This is a genomic window from Apilactobacillus intestinapis (assembly GCF_049166695.1).
GTDB classification, from domain to species: domain Bacteria; phylum Bacillota; class Bacilli; order Lactobacillales; family Lactobacillaceae; genus Apilactobacillus; species Apilactobacillus kunkeei_C.
Map to the genome: position 1 here is coordinate 228774 of NZ_JBMHFD010000001.1, position 17422 is coordinate 246195.

Sequence of the window (17422 nt, forward strand, 5' to 3'; positions counted from 1 at the left end):
AATAAGATAAGAGAGATAGCCAATGAAAAAATATCAAGATGAAGAATTAATTGAATGGTACATGGAATATTTAATCAATGAACGTCAATATTCTGATAATACAGCAATTGCTTATCAATCTGATATCAATGAATTTGTAAAAACATTAGAGGAAGAAGATCGTAGCTTACAGCAAACCGATGATTTGGATGTTAGTAATTATCTTACGATTTTGAAGAAACGCGATGAAAGTAGAAATACTGTCATCAGAAAGATTTCATCACTTCGTTCTTTCTTCCATTTTTTGGAACGAAATGATGTCGTCTCACAAAATCCGTTTGATCAGGTGAACTTAAAAAAGCATCCTAATCATTTGCCTCGTTTCTTTTATCAAAAGGAACTATATGAGCTATTTGAAGCAGCCAAGCATGGTAAAAATGAGATGCTTAGTTACAGAAACTATGCAATTATTGAAATCCTATACGATACGGGGATGCGTGTAAGCGAATGTGTGAACTTACAGTTTAGCGATATCGACTTTGATAATCGGATTATTAAGGTGATTGGTAAGGGAAATAAACAAAGATACTTACCATTTGGTAACTATTTGATTAAAGCGTTAAAGCAATATCAAACTAACTGTCGTGATTTGTTAGTTAATAAGTATCACAAACACCATGATTATGTTTTTGTAAACCAATACGGAGACGAATTAACGAGTCGTGGAGTAGAATACATCTTAGATGAGATTGTTAAACAAACATCTTTAACAACCAATATTCATCCGCATATGTTAAGACATACTTTTGCTACCGAAATGCTTAATAATGGTGCTGATTTAAGAACAGTCCAAGAATTATTAGGACATAGCAGTTTGTCAACGACACAAATCTATACTCACGTTTCTAATGAACATTTATTGCGTGATTATAATAAGTTTTTTCCAAGATCTTAACATAATAATTGCATAATGAAAGCGCTTTATTGTAAAATATAGTTATAAATTTGTTAGGGGGGAGACTATGATTAAAACAATTAGTAATGAATACCTAAAAGTGAAAATTAATACGCATGGTGCTGAAATTAACAGCGTTAAAAGTACTCATGGATTAGAATACATTTGGTCCGGTGAAAAAAAGTATTGGGCTCGTCATGCGCCAATTTTGTTTCCAATTGTTGGACGTCTAAAGGATAATCAATACACATATGACGGCAAGACTTATGAAATGGGTCAACATGGATTCGCAAGGGATATGGAATTTGATGTTTTAGACCAAGGTAGTGATTGGATTGACTTGCAACTTGTTAGTAACGAAGAAACTAAGAAGATGTATCCATTTGCTTTCAAATTAGTTATTCACTATCAATTGGATGATCATAAGTTGTCTACTAACATTAACGTGTTTAATACCGACACTAAAGAAATGTACTTTTCAGTCGGTGCCCATCCAGCATTCAACGTGCCATTGGTGAAGGATGGAAGTGAACAATATGACGATTATTCAGTTAAGTTCGCTAACAAAGGAACATATGATCAAATTCAATTTGATGTTCCATATGCCAACCTTGAAAAAGTCGAAAAAATTCAATTAGATCAACCAATTAAACTATCGCATGAATTGTTTTATGATGATGCTAAAGTGGTTGAAATTAAGAATAAAGAGTTTACCACTATTCTATCTAACGACGTTTCAGATCATGGAGTATCTATGACTGCCTACGATATTGAATACGGTGGATTATGGTCTGCAAAAGACGCACCATTCGTTTGTCTTGAACCATGGTGGGGAATTGCAGACGATGTTCATACAGATGGAAAGATTGAACATAAAGTCGGCATTAATAAGATTAGCCCAGACAAAAAGTTCACTGCTAAGTATGATTTATTATTCTTCTAAAAAATATGTAACAAAAAAACACCTTTTTAAAAGGTGTTTTTTGTTTTATCTATTTTGTTTTCCTGAATTACGTTTTCTTAAATCGTCATGAGTATCATGTTCATCAACTGTTTCGATTTGTTCAGGTTCATCTGATGAATCTTCTTCTTCTACATCGTGTAGAATGACTTTTTCATCGCTTTGTGCTTGAGCAGCTGCTTGTGCTGCAACTTCTGCTCTAATCTTTGGACGGTACATGTTAATGATTAATGTTTGTAAACAAGCAAACAAACCACTAATGAAGAAGTAAATACCTAATCCGGCAGGAGCACTGAATGTTACCAATACAATCATGATTGGTGTGAAGTATGCCATCATCTTCATTTGTTTCTTTTGATCTTCTGGAAGACCTAAAGTCATCAAGTATCCTTGAAGAACGTATGCTAAGAATGACAATACAACCAAGATTAAACTCTTGTCACCAAGTTTTACACCTAAGAACATAGTGTGTGAAACTTCTGGTGAGAAACGAATTCCGTTATATAAGGCAAGGTAAATTGGCATTTGAATGATTAATGGTAGACAACCAATACCACCGGCCATGCTAATGTTGTTATCCTTATATAGTTGCATCATTTCTTGTTGAATCTTCATTTGTTCTTCTTTTGAAGAAGCATTTTTTTGTCTTTCTTGAATTTCTTGCATCTTAGGCTTGATGAAGCTCATTTTTTCTTGCATGATAGTAGACTTCTTAGTTTGACTAATCATTGCAGGAAGCAAGATCATTCTAACAATGATAGTTAAAATGATAATCGCCCAACCATATCCACCGAAGAATCTAGCAATAAAGTCTAGAATGTGTTGACCTGGTAGAGCAAGGTATTCATATGTAAGACCATATGGTTTACCGTTTGAATCCACACGTACACATCCTGATAAGACTAAAGCCATTACTCCAATCAAAGATAGGGCACTGAATCTCTTTAATTTTTTCATTACAAAAAACCTTTCCTGTAAATTTCATTTACAATAATACCAGAAAATTGGAATTATATCAGATAAAAACCCGAATTATTTTATTATAAACCCTTTATCGTGAATTTCATTGATATTAGTTATTTTCATATTATCTACTCGTCCATAAGGTGTAGGTGAATCTTTAATTTTAGAAACGAATTCATCAACTATGGATGTTTCGCCGTTAACGTGAATCAAGACGCTTCCATCTCTTAAGTTTTGGACAAAACCATTTAGATTCATTCTATCTGCGACTTTCTTGGTACTGTATCTAAAACCAACACCTTGAACTCTTCCTAAAACAATGATTTCAATATTTTTATTGGTCATATTGATTCCTCCTTACTAAACAATAGTAACATATATGTTTTATTCGATTATTATGCTAAAATAATAGGAAAGATAAATAATTTAAAGGGGTCATATCCAGTAATGGAAAAAATTGTTTCTGCAAAAAATGAACGAGTAAAAAAATGGTCAAAGTTAAAAACTAAAAAGGGCCGTTTAAATAGTAACCAATACATTTTGGAAAGTTGGCATCTAGTATCTGAAGCGATTAATGCTAACCAAAACGTTGAAGTTGTATTAACTACAAACAAGCAATACGAACTACATCAAGCTGAAATTGATGCTTTTAACGGTGAAGTAATTGAAATTACCGACGATGTTTCAAGGGCATTGGGTTCAACATCAACTCCACAAGGAATCTTTGGAATTGTTGAATTACCAAAAGAGGATCATTTTGATTCATTAGACATGAATGGTTCTTGGCTATTGCTAGACCAAATTCAAGATCCAGGTAACATCGGAACAATGGTTAGAACTGCAGATGCTGCCGGTTTCGACGGCGTTATCTTTGGTGAAGGAACATCCAGTCAATTTAATCCAAAGGTATTACGTTCAATGCAAGGCAGTCAATTCCATTTGAAGTTACTGGAAGGTGACCTACTTGATTGGATTGGCAAGTTTAAGGAAAACAATGTGCCGGTTTATGGAACAGAATTAAATCCTCAAGCAGTGAGTTATGATCAGATTGAAAAACAGGATGCTTTTGCCTTAGTAATGGGAAATGAAGGTAATGGTATGCAAGATAAAATACTTGACCAAACCACTAAAAATTTATATATTCCTATCAAGGGAAAGGCAGAATCACTTAATGTAGCGATTGCTGCTGGAATCGCAATGTTCCATCTTAAAAAATAAATTATTGAGTTAGGAGATAGTATATTGAAAGAAGATGCATGGCGAAATGATAAAGAATATGTTAGCTATGTTTCTGATTTACTAAGCAGTCCAGAAGTCTTGAGACTAGATAACTATATCCAACATCATTCATCAACTCGTTTACAACATTGTATTCATGTGTCATATGAAAGTTATTTAATCGCTAAGAAATTCGGTTTAGATGCTAAAGCCACAGCCCGTGGAGGATTACTGCATGACCTGTTTTTCTACGATTGGCGAGTAAGCAAGTTCCGCTTGGGTTCCCATGCTTATATGCACCCAAGAGTGGCGCTTAGAAATGCTGAAAAAATAACTAAGCTAAACGATAAGGAAAGAGATATTATCACTAAGCATATGTGGGGATTGACTTTAACCAAGCCCAAGTATGCTGAGAGTGTGGTCGTTTCACTTATCGATGATTACGATGCTATTCGAGAATATTTCGCACCAAAATACCAAAATTTAAAAAACAAAATTAAAAATAGACACTATAAAAAGGAGGTTAGTTCATGGCAAAAGAAAGTCAAATGAGCACCACAATCGATTTTCATTTGTGTCCTAAGTTTGAACAAACTTTTCAAATGCTAGGTAAGAAATGGAATGGTTTAATTATTGAAACACTATTGGTCAATGGACCACAACGTTTCAAATGTATCGCAAACGTAGTTTCTAAGTGCAGTGATCGTGTATTAGTTGAAAGACTAAAGGAACTTGAAGAAGACGGTATCATTACTCGTAAAACATTTTGCGATTCTTCATTAATTCAATATGAATTAACTGAAAAAGGAGAAGCATTGGGTCCAATCATGGAACAAATCCATGACTGGTCAGATCAATGGTGTGATATTAACGATTAATCTTGACCGACTAATGTTTTTAAGATATTATTTAATTAAATGTGTTGAAGAAAAATTAGTAGGCGACAAACAATACAGAAAGACTGCATTTGATGAGAGTAGTCACAAGTCAGCTGAATTCATTTTCTGAACTGATATTGGGAGTTACAATTAACGAAAAATAATCCGGTATTCCACCGTTATGGATTTAGAGTGTATGAATTGCGAACCGCAATTTATAAACTAGGGTGGTACCGCGAAGCTTCGTCCCTTTTGGGATGAGGCTTTTTTTGTTGAAATGAGAGGAGAATACTATGTCATTAAAAGATGATTTAACCAAGTTGCGTGATGATGGAATTGCTCAAATAAATCAAGCAACCGACGTTAACGAAATTACTAAAGAAATTAAAGTTAATTTACTTGGTAAAAAAGGTCCAATTACTCAGGCACTAAGAGGTATTAAGGACTTACCAGTTGAAAAAAGACCTGAAGTTGGTAGTTATGCCAACGAAATCAGAGATGAAATTCAAAATGCCTTGGATGCAAAGTTAACAGAATTAGAAAACAAGGCCTTAGAAGCACAACTAGTTGCTGAAAAAATCGATGTTACTCTTCCAAGTACTCCAGTGGCTAAGGGACATCCACATGTTATCCAATCAATTATTGATGAAATTTGTGACATGTTCATCGGTATGGGTTACGAAGTTAAAAGTGGTCCAGAAGTAGAAGAAGACAAGTATAACTTTGAAATGATGAACCTACCAAAGGATCATCCAGCCAGAGATATGCAAGATACTTTCTACATTACTAAAGAAATCTTGATGAGAACTCAAACCTCTCCTATGCAAGCAAGAACTCTTGAAAAACACGACTTCAGTAATGGTCCATTGAAGATGATTTCACCAGGTGTCGTATACAGACGTGATACAGATGATCCTACTCATTCACACCAATTCCACCAAGTAGAAGGAATCGTGATTGATAAGAACATTACAATGGGTGACTTAAAAGGAACTCTTGAATACTTACTACACCAATTATTTGGTAACAAGTACGATATTCGTTTGAGACCAAGTTACTTCCCATTCACTGAACCATCAGTTGAAGCAGACGTTACTTGTTTCAAGTGTGATGGTAAGGGTTGTGATGTATGTAAGCACTCAGGATGGATTGAAGTCCTAGGTGCCGGAATGGTACATCCAAACGTATTGAAGATGGCCGGTGTAGATGCTGACGTATACGGTGGTTTCGCATTTGGACTAGGTCCAGATCGTTTTGCAATGTTGAAATACGGTGTAGAAGATATTCGTGATTTCTACCTAAACGATGTTAGATTTTTATCGCAATTTAATTAAGGAGAGATACTAATGAAAATTTCATACAATTGGCTAAAGGAATACATTGACTTAGATATTCCTGCTGACGAATTAGCCGAAAAAATTGAACGTTCATCAGTCGAAGTTGACTCTGTTATCAAACCTAGCGATGGACTTAAAAAAATCGTTGTAGGTAAGATTGTGGAAATGGAAAACCATCCAGATTCAGATCACTTACACATTTGCCAAGTTGATGTTGGTGAAGACGAACCAGTTCAAATTGTCTGTGGAGCTCCAAATGCTCAAGTAGGCAAGAATGTTATTACAGCATTATCTGGTGCCAGAGTTGCTGATAACATGAAGATTAAAAAATCAAAGATGCGTGGAGTTCAATCCAATGGGATGCTTTGTGCACTAGATGAAATTGGTTACCCTAAAGATGTTGTGCCAAAGGAATGGGCCGACGGTATTTACTTCTTACCAGAAGATGCTACCTTGGGTGACGATGTTTACAAGTACCTTGGTATGGATGACGCACTAATTGATTTAGATGTAACTCCTAACCGTGGTGACATGCTAAGCATTTACGGTACTGTTCATGATTTAGCTGCTATCTACAACAAGCCAGCCAAGTTTGATTTAGATAAAGTTAGCGAAACTTCAGATAAATTAACATCTGATCAAATCCAAAGTGATGTTAACGAAGAAATTGCTTGGACATACCTAAACCGTGTTGTTAATGATGTTGAAGTAAAACCAAGTCCACTATGGATGCAAGTTAGACTTTGGAATGCCGGAATTAAACCAGTAAATAACATCGTTGATATCACAAACTACTCAATGCTTAAGTTTGGTCAACCAATGCACGCATATGACCTAGATAAACTTTCAGGCAATGTATCAGTTAGATACGCTAATGACGGTGAAAAGATTACTACTTTAGATGAAAACGAAGTGGAATTAGATTCAAACGATTTAGTAGTTGCTGATGACAACGGCCCAATCGCAATGGCTGGTGTAATTGGTGGTATGGATAGTTCAATTACTGCTGATACTAAGAACGTATTGTTCGAATGTGCTATCTTTGACCCAATTAAAGTTAGAAAAATGGCTAGAAAACACGTTATTCATACTGAAGCATCTCAACGTTTCGAACGTGGTGTAGATCCAATGGCTGTTGAAGATGTTTTATCTTCAGCTAGTGAAATGGCAAGAGAAATTGCCAACGGTTCAGTTACAAGTGATGTTTTAGTTGGTAGCAAGTACGATGCCAAGAAGGCTGTTATTGAAATCTCAGTTTCTCGTATTAACCATGTCCTAGGTATGGAATTAAGTGCCGCTGATGTGACAGATATTTTTGAAAGACTTGGTTTCGAAGTTAAGGCTAATGGTGATGATTTAGTTGTTACAATTCCAACTAGACGTGGTGATATCCATATTCAAGCTGACTTAATTGAAGAAGTTGCTAGAATTTACGGATACGATAACCTACCAAGCACCTTACCAACAACTACTATGACAACTGGTGGTTTAAATGCTGAACAACAATTAATCAGAGACAGTCGTCATATTCTAGAAGGTTTAGGTTTAACTCATGCCATCTCATATGCTTTAACTACTGAAGAAAAAGCTAAGATGTTCATGATGGGTGAATCAGCACAAACTGATTTAAGTTACCCAATGAGCAGTGATCACACTACATTAAGAATGAACCTAGTTTCAGGACTTTTAGATGACATTGCTTACAACAAGGCTAGAAAAGTTGATAACGTTGCCTTATACGAACAAGGCCGTGTTTTCCATAAGGAAAATGCAGATGTTGTTAAACCAGATGAAATTGAACATTTAGCTGGTGCAATGACTGGTTCACTAGTTGATAATTCATGGAACCAACCTGCAAAGAACGTTGATTTCTTCCAAATTAAGGGAATTGTTAACGAATACTTGGAAACAATTGGTCTAAACGGTGAAATTAGCTATGTTGCTAACGAATCTTACCCAGAAATGCACCCAGGTAGAACTGCTGATATCTTTGTTCACGGTCACTATGTTGGTTTTGTGGGACAAGTTCATCCAAAGATTGCAAAGCAATTTAAGATTAATGAAACTTATGTCTTTGACCTAAACCTACAAACAATCATTGACTTACCTAAGAAAGAACAAAGCTACGAATTAGTTTCAAAATATCCTTCAATCAAGCGTGATATCGCAATGTTAATCGATAAGGATGTTGAAAACGATTCAATCGTTAAGGTAATTGAAAAACGTGGTGGAGCATACTTAGTAGATGTTAAGTTGTTTGACTTATACGAAGGTGAACATGTTCCTGAAGACAAGAAGTCATTAGCATATTCATTAACATTCCAAAACAAGCATGATACTTTGGTTGATGATGATGTAAATAATGCAATGGACAAAGTGCAAAGAAATCTTGAAAAAGAATTCAATGTAGAAATACGTTAATTTTTAAATGGAGGAAATGGATTTGAATGAAGAAAAGAACTCCAATGATTTCGAAAAGAAGCACACTAATTTAGGCAAAAAGATTTCACTAAGTATTATCGCCATCTTAATAGTTTTGGGAATTTTTATATTTATTCTTGGACATCAATACGTTAAAGAATCACTAAAACCATTGAATCCTAAGGATAAAGAATTAATTCAAGTTCAAATCCCAATGGGTGCTTCCGATAAGAAAATTGGATCAATCTTACAAGAAAGTAAAATTGTCAAAAGTGGTTTAGTATTCGACTATTTTGTTAATAGTCATAACTATTCTGGTCTAAAAGCGGGTTATTATGAACTTTCACCTTCAATGAGTTTACAAAAGATTGCTGACAAGTTGAAAAAGGGTGGAACAGCTCAACCGCTACAAGGTAAATATGGTCGCTTGCTTGTTCGTGAAGGTGATAACATCGATGAAATTGCCCAATCAGTAGAACAAAGCAGTCAATATTCAAGTGCTGACTTCAAAAAGCTAATGAAGGATACTGATTTCTTGAATCAATTGAAGAAAAAATATCCTAAGCTTTTAGATTCAGCATTTAAGGCTAAGAATAGAAAGTATGTGTTAGAAGGATACCTATATCCAGCCACATACAATTCACAAAAGAACGTCACCTTGAAACAAATTGTTAACCAAATGGTTGCAAAGACTAATTATGAATTTAGTCCATATTTCAAGGAAATAAAGAAACAAAACCTAACAGTCGATGAAGCAATTACTTTGGCTTCATTTATTGAACACAATCATGTTGATAAAAAAGATCAAGAAAAGATTGCGGGAATATTATATAATCGTCTAAATAGTAATTTACCTCTTGAAGTGCAATCTTCTATTAGGTATGCTAATGGTAAAGTTTCTGGACAAAAACTTTCAAAGAAAGATTATGATGCTAATACCCCTTATAATTTATATAAGAATATTGGATTCCCACCTAGTGCAATTAATAACCCAACGGTTAAGTCACTAGATTCAATTTTGAATCCAAAGGATATGACTACTTTTTATTTAGCATATAGTGTTAATATGAATGATAAGAAGGTTAAGTATTATAATTCAGATAAAGATGTCGATGACTTAATCGGCAATGATAGTGTTATGAGATAAATCGGTTATGGAGAGATTATTATGGTAGAAAAGAAAAAGCGTCCCGTTGTTATTGGTGTTACTGGTGGTTCAGGTAGTGGTAAAACTACTGTTAGTCGTGCCATCTTTAACCAACTATTGGGTCATTCAATTATGATTTTGCAACAAGATTCTTACTACAAGGATCAATCACATAAGACAATGGCTGAAAGAGAAGAAACTAACTACGATCATCCATTAGCTTTTGATAGTGACTTATTACTAGAACATTTGAATAAGCTTCTAAACTATGAAGCAATTGAAAAACCGGTTTATGACTACACTAAATTAAATCGTAGTACTGAAACAGTTACTCAAGAACCACGTGATGTTATCATCCTAGAAGGAATCTTAATCCTAGACGACAAGCGTCTTAGAGATTTAATGGACATTAAGGTGTTCGTTGATACTGACGACGACATTCGTATTTTAAGAAGAATTCAAAGAGATACCAAGGAACGTGGCAGAACATTGGATGAAGTTATCCAACAATACTTGGAAACTGTTCGCCCAATGTACAACCAATTTGTTGAACCAAGTAAGCGTTACGCAGATATCATCGTTCCAGAAGGTGGTAAGAACCAAGTTGCGATTGATTTATTAACAACTAAGATTCAATCAATCTTGGTAAAACACGGTAACAACAAGGTTTTCAATAATATTGATACAACAATCTAATTAATTTAAAGGAGAGTTTATAATGGCTAAAGATGAAAGCTACCCAATGACAGTCGAAGGTAAACAAAAACTTGAAGCTGAATTGGAAGATTTAAGATTAAATCAACGTCCACAAATCATTGAAAGAATCAAGATTGCCAGAAGTTATGGTGATTTATCAGAAAATTCTGAATATGAATCAGCTAAGAACGAACAAAGTATGCTAGAAAGCCGTATTACAACTGTAGAACACATGCTACAATACGCTGACGTTGTTGATAACGATGACGTTGAAAGTGATATGGTAAACGTTGGTAAGAAGGTTACTTTTAAAGAACTACCAGATGAAGACCCAGAAACTTACCAAATCGTTGGTGCTGCTGAAGCAGATCCATTGGAAGGTAAAATTTCAAACGATTCACCAATTGCTAAAGGGCTATTAGGCCACAAGGTTAACGATGAAGTAGTTATCGAAATTCCTGCCGGTGACATGAAAGTTAAGATTATTTCTGTTGAATAATTTTATAAAATAAAAAGGACTCGTTTAGACGAGTCCTTTTTTATTATCTTTTTTTCTTGTAAATATAAAATCCAACTACAAACAGCAAGGTTAGTACTGAGATTGTTATTCCAGCGTTTAATCCTGAAGGATAGAATGATAACTTGATTTTGTGTTTGCCGACTGAAAGATTATTAAAACCAATGAATTCATCATTGATCACCTTAATAGGGTGTTTCTTACCATCGACAGTCAACGTCCATCCATTGGAGTATGGAATTGAGGTTGCAACGGCTTGACGCTTTGTAGATACGTTAATATCAGCAGAAACGGTATTACCGTTAAGTTTAATATTGTTGTTTTGTTTTCTAATTGCCTTTGTTTCACTTAGGAATTTAGGTAGGTTTAAGGAAGCGATATTAAACTCGTTAGTGTATACTTTGCCGTTTAATAGCTTGATGGTAATTTTATTATCCTTGTTGTTTGGCAAGCTTACAACGAAAGTACTTTGAAATTCGCTTGGAAGGTTTAATTCTTCACCATTAACCTTAATGCTACATTTTTGTTGATTCATTGAAGCTGGAACTATCATGTAAGGCACCTTGTTATTTTGGTGCTTATACTTGATTACGATTTCGCCATCTTTTAGAAGATTGTTTTTAGCGATTACTTGGTTGTTTAAGCCAGTTAATGCATTAGTGTTTTCAGAAAGAATAGTGTAGTGCATGTTTTCATTGAACACGTCGCTATTATTACCAGTGACTTGTTTAACCATCGAGTTTTGGTACTTAATAGGATCTGATGCAATGATTTTTGAAAATACATTATCAGATGCTGTGTAAACAAGTGGGAATGCATTGTTTGATTTAAAGGTTTGGAAGATATCTATCTTTTGCACATCATTATTGACGATATCATAACGATTGCTACTCTTTTGAATCATCGGATATGTCTTATTGTAGTTAATCGTATTAATGAAGTACTTAAATGAAAGTAATGAGTCAGTTACGATGGTTCCGTTTGAATAATCAATTGATCCGGTAGTATATGCATTACCAATCTTTTGGTTGAAATCCGGTGTTGATTTTCTAAGTGTCGATGAGAATGTCGAACCACCGTAAAAGTTTGATTCGATTGGATCATCTCTAGTTCGATAGAAATCTTTACTGATTCGATAGAAACCATCATCCTTTTGTTTAATATCATTCACGTGACGATTTAACGTTGCTGTGTACTTCATGTAATCATCATTTGATACATAACTAATGGCGTTTAAGGAGTTAAATGCATTCATTCCCGTATCACCAATTGCAATAACTACCAAGCAGAGTAGGTAGTACTTATTATCTTTGTTTGATACATGAATGACAATAAAACTAATGGCAACAAATGCCAATGAAATTAAATACTTGGTTAGTGATAAGTAGTTAAAGCTATTAATGTTTAGAGCTGTATAAATTAAACCAGCAATCAAAATAACTCCGGAGATGATAATTTCTTTGATGTTAATGTGTCCAGCTTGCTTATCCAAACCAATTGCAGCGATATAAATAATCCAAAAGCAAAAAATGAATGAAAAACGGTATGGATACCAAATTGGGAACTGCATTGCGTGCCATAGTAAATCTAATGGTTCAAAGAACATCGAAACAATTAGGATAACTGTGATGGCAAGTGCAGTGATTTTTCGTTTTAACTGAATTTGTTTATTGCAGAAGAATATTATGAAACCAATTACGGCAATCGCACCAATAAAGATGTTAGGGTAACCGCTTGGCATTTGAGAAAAGTTGAAGCTACCATCGAAAAGTTTACTTATCATTTTCAATGGGCTATATTCAACCTTCCACTTAAATGTTGATAGAGTATATGCACCTTTACCGTTTTTAAGTTCGATTAGGTTTGGTAAAAAGATGAATGCTGAAAGCAGTAATGATACGAAATAGCTAACACCAATCGAGATTAATCTACCAAGACGCATTTTTAACGAATGGTCATCATTGATTAACTTGCCAATTACATAGATAACAGAAAAAATCGTAATCATGTATGCAATGTAGTAGTTAATGACTAACATTGCCGTGTAACTAATAATGAATAGGCTATATTTGTTGTGTTTAAAAATTCGATCAATACCCATAATGATAATTGGTAGTAGGATAACACCATCCAACCACATTACATTTAATTGGTTAGCAATCATCCATCCATTAAGAGCATAGGTAATTGCCATTGATAAAATAATTAGGTCTTTTTTGATTCCCTTATGCTTTAGAAAAATGCTGAAAGTTAATCCTGATAAACCGTATTTAAATAGTGTTATCAAAAGAATTGAAAAGTTGATAAACTTAGCAGGGATGATTAATAAAATGATATTAAGCGGACTTAATAGGTAATATCCCCAAATTCCAATCATTTCTCCACCATATCCGTTTGAAAATGAGTATAATATGCTATGTAGGTCTAAAGATAGAATTGTTCGACGGAAATATGCGAATAAATCTACATATTGTTGACCTAGATCCACAGTTAAAATGCTACTATTTCCAAATGGAAACATATTGCGGTAAGCAAAATAACATGACATAATAATAAATGGAATAAAAAAGCTTAATAAGTATAAGCGGTGTTTTTTTATGATTTTTTTAATTGAATTAATCATAGTTAATACTTCCTATGTATTTTGATTGTTACTTATAAAGTAACCAACTATAGTATACAATAAACCAGACTAAATGACTGATTAACATATAATAATTAAGGAGTTAGATTGTTTTGAATAGTTTTTTGCAAAAAATATTCCACCACAGTGATCGTGGGGAAAATTCAAAGGTACCATTTAGATTAAATATTATTCTGACAGTTGTCGGAGTTTTATTTGCCATTCTAATAATCCAGTTGGGTTATTTACAAGTTATTAATGGAAACCAATATAAGGCTGAAGTTAGCCGATCTGATAATTCCGTTAAGTATGGAAATGTGCAAAGAGGGATGATTTACGATTCTACCGGTCGTGTACTTGTTGGAAATAAAGCCCACCAAGCTATTCAATACACTAAGGGATTATCAGTAACTAGTGCTGACTTATATAAGATTGCCAACACATTAGGCAAATACTTAACTGTTGACACTTCAGCATTAACTCCTAGACAAGAAGCTGATTTTTACTTAGCTAATGCCGATAACCTTAAGAAAGTAAGCTCTAGTATTACTTTTCCTAAGGGCGCAAGTACTAGTGAAGAATACGCTCTAGAACTTCAAAAAGTTATGAATGACAAGCTATACAGCACAGATAAAGCAACTAAGAATGCTGCATCAATCTTCCAAAAGATGAGTGGTTCTTACCAATTATCAACTACATACATCAAGACAACCAATGTTACTAATAAGGAAATTGCCGAAATTGGTGAACATTTAGATGAAATGCCTGGTGTCCAAATTGGTGATAGTTGGACAAGAGAATATCCAAATGGAAACGCCATTCAAAGTATTGTTGGAACTGTTTCTTCTGAAAAAGTTGGTTTGCCAAGTGACAGAATCAATACACTATTAGCAGAAGGTTACTCCAGAAATGATAGTGTTGGTCAAAGTTACCTAGAAGAAAAATACGAAGCTACTTTACGTGGTTCAAAATCACAAACCTTAATCAAGGGTGGTAGCTTAGATAAAGCTGTTAAACAATATGGTGGTCAAAAGGGTGATAACCTTCAATTAACTATTAACTCTGAATTCGAAAAGAAGATTCAATCACTAGTTGAAGAAGCTGATCAAGGTACTGGTAATTCAACAGGTGCATACGCAGTTGTTATGAACCCTAATACTGGTGGAATTATCGGTTTAGCTGGGGTTAGTCGTGATCCAGAAACTGGAAAAGAAACTCCAAATGCTCTTGGAACAATTAACAGTTCAATCGTTATGGGTTCTGTTGTTAAAGGTGCCATGATTTCTGGTGCTTTAATGGACAAGGTTATTACACCAACTAACTCTACTTTAACTGATAAGCCAATTTTAACTGGTGGAATCAGAAAGGCATCATGGTTTAACCAAAATGGTAATCATGATATTGCACTCGATGCTTCAACAGCGCTTGAAGTTTCATCTAACTCTTACATGATGCAATTAGCAATGAAAGAAGCTAAGTTCAACTACGTTGAAGGTGGAGCATTAACAATGAATCCAGCTGTCTTCAATATTATGAGAGGTTACTTCAACCAATTTGGTTTAGGTGTATACACTGGAATTGATTTACCTGGTGAAACAAAGGGTATTCAAGGTCCTAGTGGTTCAGCAAACATTGGTAAGGCACTTGATTTATCTTACGGTAACTATGATGCTTACACACCAATGCAAGTTGCTCAATACATTTCTACAATTGCTAATGGTGGATACAGAATTGAACCTCACATCGTTCAAAGCATCCGTGCTTCAAATAAGAGTGGTAAGTTAGGTCGAGTTAAATACACTGTTACACCAACTGTACTAAACAAGATTGATATGACAGCTGCACAAAGAAAAGTTGTTACTGATGGTTTCTACAAGGTGGTTCATGGTACTAACGAATACAGAACCGGTATTACTTTAAATACTGTTAAACCTTCAATTTCAGCTAAGACTGGTACTGCCGAAACATTCTACTCAAGTGGAAAGAAGGGTTCAAAACCAGTTGAAACTGTTACTTTGAGTTTGGGATCATTTGCTCCTTCAGATAATCCACAAGTGGTAGTTGTAGTTGCAATTCCAAACTTGCCAAGTAACGCAGAAAGCAATAATATTGACTTAGCTCAAAAGATTTATCAAGCATACTGGAAGTACGTTCAATCCGACAGTGGCTTGAAATAATTGCTGTTAAGTAATTTTCCTTAACAATATTTATATAAACTCTGGTCAAATCAAAGAAAAAATGATAATATATTAAGAGTTGAAAGTTGTTTATATAAAAATTAAAAATACAACTAACTTGGAGGTGTAACTAAGATGAGAGTACACATTACTTTAGAATGTACAGAATGTCACGAACGTAATTACTTATCAACTAAGAGTCGTCGTAACAACCCTGATCGTTTGGAATTAAAGAAATACTGTCCACGTGAAAGAAAAGTTACATTACATCGTGAAACAAAATAAGGATTCGGGTTTAAAGGCCCAAATCCTTTTTTTATATTCTGGGAAGTGAATAGATGGATAAATCAGCAGCTCGAAGTGAAATTTTAAATAAACTTAAAAATTTAGATAATAGAGAAGATGTACAATATTTATATAATCAGTTGTTTGAAACTAATGAGTGGATTGCGGCAACTTCAATTGGAGTAACCCTTAGTACTGATATCGAGATTGATACTGATCCAATCATTGAAAAAGCACTAAGTGATAACAAAAGAGTATATGTTCCCAAGGTGATTAATAAGAGCGATATGGATTTCATTGAGTACAACCATGAAACCAAGTTGTTTGTTAATAAAATGGGGATTTCTGAACCAGTTGATGGTCAAGGCGTCGACGTCAATGATATTGATTTGTTGATTGTTCCGGGAATGGCTTTTGATATGTCTAATAATAATCGACTTGGCTATGGTGGTGGATACTATGACCGAGTTTTAGTTGATTATCCTGGAAATACTATTGCACTTGCTGATAGAATTAGAATGTATGAAAAATCAATATGGAAAGTAGATGAGTTTGATCAACAAGTTGAAACAATTATTCACTCAAATTTCAAATAATCGTTTATATCGAAAAATAGATGATGTTCCTTTTATGACTGAAGGAATTTTAGCAATAATTATATTCGTATATTTATTTGGTATCGTTACAAATTCAACGGATGCAATTATTAATTATGGTGCTATGTATCGTCCACTAGTCCAATTTGGTCAATGGTGGAGATTCATCACACCAATATTTATTCATCTATCATTTCTACATATTTTAATGAACGGAATTAGTTTATACTATGTAGGGATTCAGCTTGAAAAGATTTTTGGACACATTAGATTTCTTGTGATTTTCATGTTGTCAGGAATATTTGGTAACATTGCCGGATTTGCATTCTCAAATGGAGCAAGTGCTGGTGCAAGTACCGCTATCTTTGGATTGTTCGGTGTATTTTTGATGTTAGGTGAAACATTTCATGATAATATGTATGTCAGAAGAATGTCACAAAGTTTTCTATTACTAATCGTCTTGAACATTGGATTCGACTTAATGTCACCAGATATTGATATAATAGGTCATATTGGTGGTTTAATTGCTGGGTTCTTATTGCCTTACGTAGTAGGACTACCATCAGAGTTTAAAATTCCAATGGTAAAGAAAATATTAGCATTAATTGTATTGCTAGTATTTGCATATTTTTGCTTAAAAACTGGTTATTTTGCAAATTAATTAGTGCA

At 34.2% G+C, this 17422-nt stretch carries 17 protein-coding genes and 1 other annotated feature; of the genes, 14 read left to right on the top strand and 3 right to left on the bottom strand.

The annotated features are described in order from the left end of the window. The first annotated feature begins 22 nt into the window (after positions 1-22). Positions 23-934 carry a tyrosine recombinase XerC gene (gene xerC / locus ACOMA7_RS01300; RefSeq protein ID WP_034533896.1) on the top strand — a complete coding sequence of 304 codons (912 nt, stop codon included), beginning with the start codon at positions 23-25 and terminating at the stop codon, positions 932-934. Between the two features lie 67 nt (positions 935-1001). Continuing rightward, positions 1002-1877, top strand: a complete 876-nt coding sequence (locus tag ACOMA7_RS01305; RefSeq protein WP_237756980.1) for an aldose 1-epimerase family protein — start codon at positions 1002-1004, stop codon at positions 1875-1877. A gap of 45 nt (positions 1878-1922) precedes the next feature. Here ACOMA7_RS01305 and yidC read toward each other — a convergent pair whose 3' ends face one another. Together yidC and ACOMA7_RS01315 are read right to left on the bottom strand one after the other, a co-directional pair. Next, complete coding sequence (gene yidC / locus ACOMA7_RS01310; protein ID WP_054608183.1) at positions 1923-2852, bottom strand: membrane protein insertase YidC; 930 nt, start codon at positions 2850-2852, stop codon at positions 1923-1925. Positions 2853-2927: 75 nt separating this feature from the next. Beyond that, complete coding sequence (locus ACOMA7_RS01315; RefSeq protein ID WP_054608182.1) at positions 2928-3203, bottom strand: acylphosphatase; 276 nt, start codon at positions 3201-3203, stop codon at positions 2928-2930. 102 nt (positions 3204-3305) lie between these two features. On the opposite strand from ACOMA7_RS01315, the gene ACOMA7_RS01320 reads away from it, so the two are divergent. The 8 genes from ACOMA7_RS01320 (at position 3306) to greA (ending at position 11054) form a co-directional block, all read left to right on the top strand. After that, positions 3306-4076, top strand: coding sequence for a TrmH family RNA methyltransferase (locus ACOMA7_RS01320; RefSeq protein WP_421391499.1), 771 nt, complete (start codon positions 3306-3308; stop codon positions 4074-4076). 24 nt (positions 4077-4100) lie between these two features. Beyond that, positions 4101-4628, top strand: coding sequence for an HD domain-containing protein (locus tag ACOMA7_RS01325; RefSeq protein WP_034535299.1), 528 nt, complete (start codon positions 4101-4103; stop codon positions 4626-4628). Continuing rightward, on the top strand, positions 4607-4954 hold the full coding sequence (locus ACOMA7_RS01330) for a winged helix-turn-helix transcriptional regulator (protein ID WP_034530839.1): 348 nt from the start codon (positions 4607-4609) through the stop codon (positions 4952-4954). The genes ACOMA7_RS01325 and ACOMA7_RS01330 overlap by 22 nt, the downstream gene beginning before the upstream one ends. A 35-nt stretch (positions 4955-4989) precedes the next feature. Then, positions 4990-5208 (top strand) — a binding site (T-box leader). Positions 5209-5247: 39 nt separating this feature from the next. After that, positions 5248-6288 (top strand): phenylalanine--tRNA ligase subunit alpha, encoded by a 1041-nt coding sequence (pheS, locus tag ACOMA7_RS01335; protein ID WP_054608180.1) that lies wholly within the window; start codon positions 5248-5250, stop codon positions 6286-6288. A gap of 12 nt (positions 6289-6300) precedes the next feature. Next, positions 6301-8712, top strand: a complete 2412-nt coding sequence (gene pheT / locus ACOMA7_RS01340; protein WP_301945484.1) for a phenylalanine--tRNA ligase subunit beta — start codon at positions 6301-6303, stop codon at positions 8710-8712. 22 nt (positions 8713-8734) lie between these two features. Further along, positions 8735-9859 carry an endolytic transglycosylase MltG gene (mltG, locus tag ACOMA7_RS01345; protein ID WP_054608178.1) on the top strand — a complete coding sequence of 375 codons (1125 nt, stop codon included), beginning with the start codon at positions 8735-8737 and terminating at the stop codon, positions 9857-9859. A gap of 21 nt (positions 9860-9880) precedes the next feature. After that, positions 9881-10555, top strand: a complete 675-nt coding sequence (udk, locus tag ACOMA7_RS01350; RefSeq protein ID WP_034530846.1) for a uridine kinase — start codon at positions 9881-9883, stop codon at positions 10553-10555. A 22-nt stretch (positions 10556-10577) separates the two neighbouring features. Then, complete coding sequence (greA, locus tag ACOMA7_RS01355; protein WP_034530847.1) at positions 10578-11054, top strand: transcription elongation factor GreA; 477 nt, start codon at positions 10578-10580, stop codon at positions 11052-11054. 43 nt (positions 11055-11097) lie between these two features. On the opposite strand, the gene ACOMA7_RS01360 is transcribed toward greA, so the two are convergent. Continuing rightward, on the bottom strand, positions 11098-13695 hold the full coding sequence (locus ACOMA7_RS01360) for a YfhO family protein (RefSeq protein WP_421391504.1): 2598 nt from the start codon (positions 13693-13695) through the stop codon (positions 11098-11100). Between the two features lie 113 nt (positions 13696-13808). On the opposite strand from ACOMA7_RS01360, the gene ACOMA7_RS01365 reads away from it, so the two are divergent. From ACOMA7_RS01365 to ACOMA7_RS01380, 4 genes are all read left to right on the top strand, one after another. Beyond that, positions 13809-15872 carry a peptidoglycan D,D-transpeptidase FtsI family protein gene (locus tag ACOMA7_RS01365; protein ID WP_421391506.1) on the top strand — a complete coding sequence of 688 codons (2064 nt, stop codon included), beginning with the start codon at positions 13809-13811 and terminating at the stop codon, positions 15870-15872. A 135-nt stretch (positions 15873-16007) separates the two neighbouring features. Continuing rightward, positions 16008-16157, top strand: a complete 150-nt coding sequence (gene rpmG / locus ACOMA7_RS01370) for a 50S ribosomal protein L33 (protein WP_034530852.1) — start codon at positions 16008-16010, stop codon at positions 16155-16157. A 53-nt stretch (positions 16158-16210) separates the two neighbouring features. Next, complete coding sequence (locus tag ACOMA7_RS01375) at positions 16211-16753, top strand: 5-formyltetrahydrofolate cyclo-ligase (RefSeq protein ID WP_081006894.1); 543 nt, start codon at positions 16211-16213, stop codon at positions 16751-16753. A 34-nt stretch (positions 16754-16787) separates the two neighbouring features. Next, entirely contained in the window at positions 16788-17414 is a 627-nt protein-coding gene (locus tag ACOMA7_RS01380; protein ID WP_054608283.1) for a rhomboid family intramembrane serine protease, read from the top strand. Positions 17415-17422 lie beyond the last annotated feature (8 nt).